The 2953-nt window shown below is 39.0% G+C and carries 3 protein-coding genes; 1 reads left to right on the forward strand and 2 read right to left on the reverse strand.

From position 1 onward, the window contains the following. Window positions 1–173 precede the first annotated feature (173 nt). Complete coding sequence (locus tag LFYK43_RS11945) at window positions 174–596, reverse strand: MarR family winged helix-turn-helix transcriptional regulator (RefSeq protein WP_124978567.1); 423 nt, start codon at window positions 594–596, stop codon at window positions 174–176. Between the two features lie 202 nt (window positions 597–798). Between LFYK43_RS11945 and LFYK43_RS11950 the strand changes: the two genes are divergently transcribed. Next, window positions 799–2520, forward strand: coding sequence for an Rqc2 family fibronectin-binding protein (locus tag LFYK43_RS11950; protein WP_124978569.1), 1722 nt, complete (start codon window positions 799–801; stop codon window positions 2518–2520). 106 nt (window positions 2521–2626) lie between these two features. Here LFYK43_RS11950 and LFYK43_RS11955 read toward each other — a convergent pair. Next, a partial coding sequence (locus LFYK43_RS11955) for a transposase (RefSeq protein ID WP_174713998.1) occupies window positions 2627–2953 on the reverse strand: 327 nt, incomplete at its 5' end.

Genomic DNA, 2953 nt, shown 5'->3' on the forward strand with positions numbered 1-2953 from the left:
AATATTATCCATGGGGCTATTATCCTCTTTTCATGTTTTGTGATGATTACATGTATAAGGATAATAGTACTTTTTGATGTTTAGCAAGCACTATTTTTAGGTTGCACAACTTTGTGAACATTCAAACTAGAAGAAAAAGCCCTAATTTTTTAAAACCAACCAAAACTTTACACTTAGATCCTCTCAAAACTAGTTTTCAACCGGTTTAACAAGATTTTCAATAAATTTTGTTCTTCTTTTGTCCACGGTCCAAATAAATCCTGACTCATGCTGAAGAAATCTGCTTGCATATCTTCAAAAGCTTTTCGCCCAACATCGGTCAGCTGATAAAGATATTTTTTACGTGCAGCTCCTTTTTCTTCCAGCTTTTCAACCGCCAGTAGTTTCTTTTCAACTAGTCGACCCAATTGTCGGCTGAGCGTCGACACATCCAATTGGGTAACTGCTACCAGCTGCGTTTGAGTCTGATTGCCGTCGGAAATATTTTGCATTAGTTGCCATTCAGCAATCGTTAAAGAATGTTTTTTTGTCATTTTTTTAAGGATCTGCTGATAGTTTCTCTGGACATCTATCAAAGCTGCTAAGCTTTCTTTCAATGAATTTACACTCCCCTATCTTAATCTTAATTGTATATTACAACTTATTTCAGAAACAAACAATAGCAAACTTTAAAATACACAACATTTAAAATTGTATGTACCAAGTTTGGCTAATTTGCTAAGGTTCAATATTTTTTTGCTCATAAAGCAGATTAAGGTTAAAATTGTAGCATAGAACTTATTTATAGGAGGAATCATTATGGCTTTTGATGGCTTATTTGCACATGCGATGGTCCATGAGCTTAATGACCTGTTATCAGGCGGCCGAGTTACTAAAATTTCGCAACCCTATAGCAATGAGGTCATTCTTACGATTCGCGCTAACCGCCAAAATTACCCGCTCTTGCTTTCTGCAAATCCCAATTACGCCCGGATCCAAATTACCCATATTCCGTATGCTAATCCACAAACACCAACTAATTTTACAATGATGCTGCGAAAATACTTGGACGGCGCCCGTATAACTAATATTTGGCAATTAGAAAATGATCGGGTGATCTACCTTGATTTCACGAGCCGCAATGAGTTGGGAGATTTAATTACTTTACAGCTAAGTATCGAAATTATGGGCAGGCACAGCAATGTCATTTTGCTTGACGCTCACAGTGAAAAAGTCTTGGATGCAATCAAACATGTCCCTGTGGAACAGGATCGCTACCGTACACTTTTACCTGGCTCGACCTATAAACAGCCGCCTAAGCAAGATAAAATCGACCCTTTTACTGCTCAAACACTACTATACCAAGAATTAGTTGAAAAATATGCGAACCGCGATGTATTGGCTGCTGAACTAGTAAAAACTTATCAAGGTTTTTCCCGTTTGTCAGGGTTAATTTTAGCTGACACTTTACATTCAACTAAATTTGCTTCTTTGCCGCAGGCTTTTGCTGCTTTTCTGGACAAAACAACTCATCCTGATCCGATTATTCTCGAACAAAACGATAAGCTTGACTTCACTTTCATTTCTGGCGAATTTCCGATCCATTCACACTGGGATTCATTAAGTCAAATGTTAGATGTCTTTTACCAGGAAAAAGCTGAACGTGAACGTGTTCGTCAGCAAGGATCGCAATTGATCAAGGTTGTAACCACCAACCTGCGCAAAAACCAGCGCAAACTAAAAAAACAGGAAAAAGAATTAGCGGCTACACAGCAAGCAGACTCATACCGCATTAAAGGGGAAATTTTAACAACCTATCTCTATCAGGTCCAACAAGGCCAAGCAGAGATCACGCTGCCCAATTACTATGAGGACAACAAAATGTTGAAAATCGATTTATCCAAACAACTAAGCCCCTCACAAAATGCGCAAAAATATTTTAAACGTTACCAGAAATTAAAAAACGCTGTACTTTTTTTGAACAAGCAGATCCAACTAACCAAACAAGAAATCAGCTACTTAGAATCGATTGAAACCGCAATTGAACTCGCTGATCCGGCTGGTCTGCCTCAGATAAAATTGGAATTGCAGCAGCAAGGATATTTAAGACAGCAAAATAAACGACAGAATAACAAAAAAACGCGCCAAGCCAAACAAAGTCAGCCTGCAGAATTTAGCAGTTCCGATGGGGTTAAGATCTCAGTTGGCAGAAACAACCTGCAAAATGACCGTTTGACATTAAAAACCGCTCGGAAAGACGATATCTGGCTCCACGTCAAAAATCTTCCGGGCTCTCACGTAATTGTGCATTCTAAGGAACCCAGCAAGCAGACGCTCCTGCAAGCTGCCTATTTGGCTGCTTATTTTTCAAAGGCTCGTGCTTCGGCGAATGTAGCGATAGACTATGTTCCAGTTAGAAATATTCATAAACCCAACGGCGCAAAACCAGGTTATGTGATCTATGAAGGTCAAAAGACTTTGTATGTTACCCCTGAAAAAGATGAAATGCAAGAGCTTTTAGAAACTAACTCAAACAAATAAAAGAAGATCTCCATTTTTTAACGCGAAACAGATAAAAAATGGCTCTTCGTCAAGTGGTACTGATGGGCATTGATATTTAAAATTTCAAAAAATTGGTATAGCTTGATCAAGCTGCCTGTTCCTGAATGGGATGGGTGGCTTTTTTGATCTCTCTGCGCATATTCATGCTTAAAAAACTGGTCTTTAATGCCAGGAGAATACGCAGGCGGAAGTTGGCAAAGTTTCTAAAGCCATAGGCAGTCTTCTTGATAACCTTGATTTTGTTGTTGGTACCTTCCACAGGACCGTTTGAATATGAGGTTTTGAAGCTGTTGACGATTTCGTCAAAGTGTTTGAGCAGGGTTTTATTGACTGTTTTCATTACCTCAGGCAGTTTCTGGGGCGCATTCAAGAGTTCCTTTAATAAGACTGCATTCTTGCGGTGTATAGCCAA

It is taken from the genome of Ligilactobacillus salitolerans (assembly GCF_003864415.1).
Taxonomy (GTDB): domain Bacteria; phylum Bacillota; class Bacilli; order Lactobacillales; family Lactobacillaceae; genus Ligilactobacillus; species Ligilactobacillus salitolerans.

Bases quoted from the DNA above. Each gene is read 5' to 3' on its own strand.
- LFYK43_RS11950 (WP_124978569.1), top strand. From the start codon at position 799: ATGGCTTTTGATGGCTTATTTGCACATGCGATGGTCCATGAGCTTAAT.